Raw genomic sequence first — 3,518 nt, 5'->3', positions numbered from 1 at the left:
GGTGACCGCACCCATCACAAGCAACGGGCCGACCACCCACGGTTACACCACTATGCGGGACGCTACTTGACAGGCAAACTCAAGCCTCGTTAATATTAAATGGTTTGCCAGACCGAATTAACAAAGGAGGGGTGTCGTGGTTGGTCTTTTCCGCACGTGGATGAGCGCCTAGAAAGCGGCGCTGTTGTGGCGTCGCGCTGTTTTTCTGCACGCCATTTCACGATTGGACATAACCATGATATTTGAAACCTCTCGGGGCAGGTCTGTTCTGCTGTGCCATTCATGGCAATTCAAGCTTTGTTTCGTATGGGGCGGGGAGCTCGTTTCGACATTGACGAGTTCGATTCTCCAAATGGGTCTTATTTGGCATCTCGCCCTCACGACAGGGTCGTCTTCTCTCCTCTCCTTAGCATCGCTGGCAGGCTTTCTGCCGATTGCTTTGTTCGGAATCCTTGCGGGCGCCGTTGTCGACAGACTGCCTTTGAAACGTGTCCTCATCGGCACCGACCTCTTCATTGCCGCGGTGGGTGCCGCCTTGGCGATTGCCTCGTTGGCCGGCAGCTTACCTGCATGGCTAATTCTCATCGCCCTGTTTCTCCGTGCAGTTGGTACTTCGTTCTACACGCCAGCCTCCCAATCTCTCACGCCCCATCTCGCCCCGCCAGAGCATCTCGTTCGCCTATCGGGGGTGACTCAGGCGATTCAGTCCGGCGGATACATTCTTGGCGCCGCGCTTGCAGCAGTGATTTATCCCGTGGCGGGCATTACCGCTATGATTGTCCTCGACGTGCTGGGAGCGCTTTTCGCTTCTTTAGCCGTCCTCGCCGCACAGATAGACGCAGGGGGCCTCGATGAAGCCGACCGCAGCTTGTCCTTTTCCAATAAGGTTCGAGAGCTCTTCTCTGAGATTTCGGACGGCTACAAGCTGATTAGGGAGTACAGGGGGCTGTTCGCCCTTCTTTGGTGCGGGTTCGTCTTCGCTTTCGCGTTCTCTCCGCTCGCGGCATTGTTCCCAATAATGACCTTGGGGCATTTTGGCGGTAGCACGGGGGATGCCGCTTTGGTGGAAATCCTTTTTTCTGCAGGCATGCTGGCTGGGTCCGGCATTTTGGCGGCCACGGGAGGGTTCCGCAATAGGTCGTTCACCATGGTCGCCGCGATTGCCGGCTTCGGCATTGCCGCAATCGTATCCGGATCGCTCGGCCCGTCATTGTTCGCTGCTTTCCTGCCGGTGAGCTTTCTTATGGGCGCATGCTCCCCGTTGTACGCGGGAACCCAGACTGCCCTTATGCAGGAGCAGATACCTCCTGAGTACCTAGGCCGCGTTTTCGGCCTCTACGGAACCATCATGGCGTCGGCCATGCCCATGGGCCTCGCAGCCCCCTCCGTTTTTGCGGATCTGCTTGGAGCTCCGTTATGGTTCGTCGGCTCTGGAGCGACCATGGTACTGCTTGCGATGGCTATGCTGCTTGCTCCGAGCGTCCGAAACGCGGGGAAAAGAGATACCGGGCAGATTCAATAGCCCAAGTATTCGAAAAAAAGAGGCAGCAGCCATCGGTTCAAGCGTCAGCCTTCAAGCCCTTGCGACGACGAGGTATTGCACCGACATTCCGCATCGCGCTCCTTATTCGTCGCCAACTATCATTTTCGGATTTGCCGGCTTGCGCAAGGTCAAAACGCTCGCGCCGGCAATTGGGCAAAGGCGAAAAATCGACGTGAGCAATCTTTTTTGGCATGGCTGCGCTTCCAGTAAAACGCTAATACACAAAAGGCGGTTCAACCTATGGAACTCATAGTCAAAGCTAAAGACATCTTTTTGGAATATGCCGGCCGCGATATCCTAGATATCGAAGAGTTGGAAATCTACTCCTACGATCGCATCGGCTTGGTGGGAGACAATGGCGCAGGCAAAACCAGCCTGCTTAAAATTCTGAGCGGCAATCTTACCATTGCGGACGCCGACGTCAGGCGCTTCGGCAGCATTGCCCTCATCGGCCAACTCGATGAACTCGACCTTGATGCGGCTCAGGACAGTGGTGAGATGCTCTCCCGTCTCAACGTCGCCGGAGTGGCGCAGGAGACGATGAGCGGCGGGGAGGAAACACGCGCCAAGATTGCCTCTGCACTCTCCCAGCATGCAAGCGCGATCTTCGCCGACGAGCCTACGAGCCACCTCGACCAAGACGGCATCCGCCTTCTCGTCGGACAACTCAAGGCATTTGATGGGGCTCTGCTCATCGTGAGCCATGACCGTCATTTTCTCGACCAGGTGGTAGACAAGATCTGGGAGCTCAAAGACGGCGGTATTTCCGAATTCTGGGGTGACTACTCCGACTATCTGCGACAGAAAGAAGAAGAGCGCAAAGCTCAGGCGACTCGATACGAAGAGGCGATGCGCGAGCGCGATCGCCTCGAAGCCGCCATCGAAAAACAACGGAAAAAAGCACGGCAGGTCGACGCCAAGCGGAAGGCTGCGAAAAAAAGCAACGAGTATGCAGGTCGATTGGGGCATCAGAAAGCAACCGGCACCAAACAGAAGAGGATGTACCAGGCGGCTAAGGACATGGAGAAGCGCCTCGAAGCGCTCGAAGGGATTGAGGCCCCAGATAGCATTCGCGCCGTGCGGTTCCGCCAGAGCAAGGCCCTGGAACTGCATAGTAAATTTCCCATCTCGGCAGACGATTTCAGCTTGAGCTTCGGCAACTGCATGCTCTATGACCACGCGAAATTCGAGATACCGCTCGGTGCCAAAGTGGCCATCACCGGTGGCAACGGTACAGGAAAGACCAGCCTGCTGAAGGCAATCGCTCGACGCGCCGACGGTATCAACATCTCTCCCAAGGCAGAGATCGGTTACTTCGAGCAAACAGGCTACAAGTTCGACGCCCGTCAGTCTGCGATCTCGTTCATGCAGGATGGTTGCGAGTACAGCATGACCGAAATTCGAGGCATCCTCGCCTCTATGGGAATCGGACCGCGCGACCTGACAAAGGACGTTGGCGTTCTCTCGGGAGGCGAAGTCATCAAGCTGCTACTCGCGAAGATGCTGCTGGGCAGATACAACATCTTGCTCATGGACGAGCCTGGAAATTACCTGGACATCAAGAGCGCCGAAGCCCTCGAGCAGATGATGAGCGCCTATGCCGGAACGATAGTGTTCGTCTCCCACGATAAGAGGCTGGTCGAGAACGTCGCAGACATTGTCTACGAAATAAAGGACACCAAGCTAGTCAAAATCTTTCAGCGCGAATAGCCCTAAATGAGCAAGAAATAATCCCCGAACGGAGACAAGGGAGTAAAACGGCAAAGAAAGAGCCTCCGTCCCAACGCAGGGAACGGAGGCTCTTTAATCGCTTTTACTCATCTCCGTCGCTGGTGGCTTTGTCATGACTCTCGTACGAAACGAAACTCAGCGGCACAGTGCGGCACTCAAAATCGCAGGTCAGAACCCTATCGGCCTACTCCCACTCGATGGCTTCAGTTTTACTGGCTCTTCCGAGTTGAGTGTGGGTGACCGG

Annotated in this window: 2 protein-coding genes; both read left to right on the top strand. The window is 55.7% G+C overall.

Annotation, left to right across the window (positions count from 1 at the left end; genetic code table 11):
* Positions 1–235 precede the first annotated feature (235 nt).
* Positions 236–1,522, top strand: a complete 1,287-nt coding sequence (locus HMPREF2884_RS05190) for an MFS transporter (protein WP_070616146.1) — start codon at positions 236–238, stop codon at positions 1,520–1,522.
* 261 nt (positions 1,523–1,783) lie between these two features.
* Entirely contained in the window at positions 1,784–3,253 is a 1,470-nt protein-coding gene (gene abc-f / locus HMPREF2884_RS05185; RefSeq protein WP_005987409.1) for a ribosomal protection-like ABC-F family protein, read from the top strand.
* Positions 3,254–3,518 lie beyond the last annotated feature (265 nt).

The organism is Rothia sp. HMSC073B08 (assembly GCF_001812975.1).
In the GTDB taxonomy this organism is placed as follows: Bacteria; Actinomycetota; Actinomycetes; order Actinomycetales; family Micrococcaceae; genus Rothia; species Rothia mucilaginosa.
This window is presented reverse-complemented; position numbering and strand designations above follow the sequence as displayed.

Bases quoted from the DNA above. Each gene is read 5' to 3' on its own strand.
- HMPREF2884_RS05190 (WP_070616146.1), top strand. From the start codon at position 236: ATGATATTTGAAACCTCTCGGGGCAGGTCTGTTCTGCTGTGCCATTCA.
- abc-f (WP_005987409.1), top strand. From the start codon at position 1,784: ATGGAACTCATAGTCAAAGCTAAAGACATCTTTTTGGAATATGCCGGC.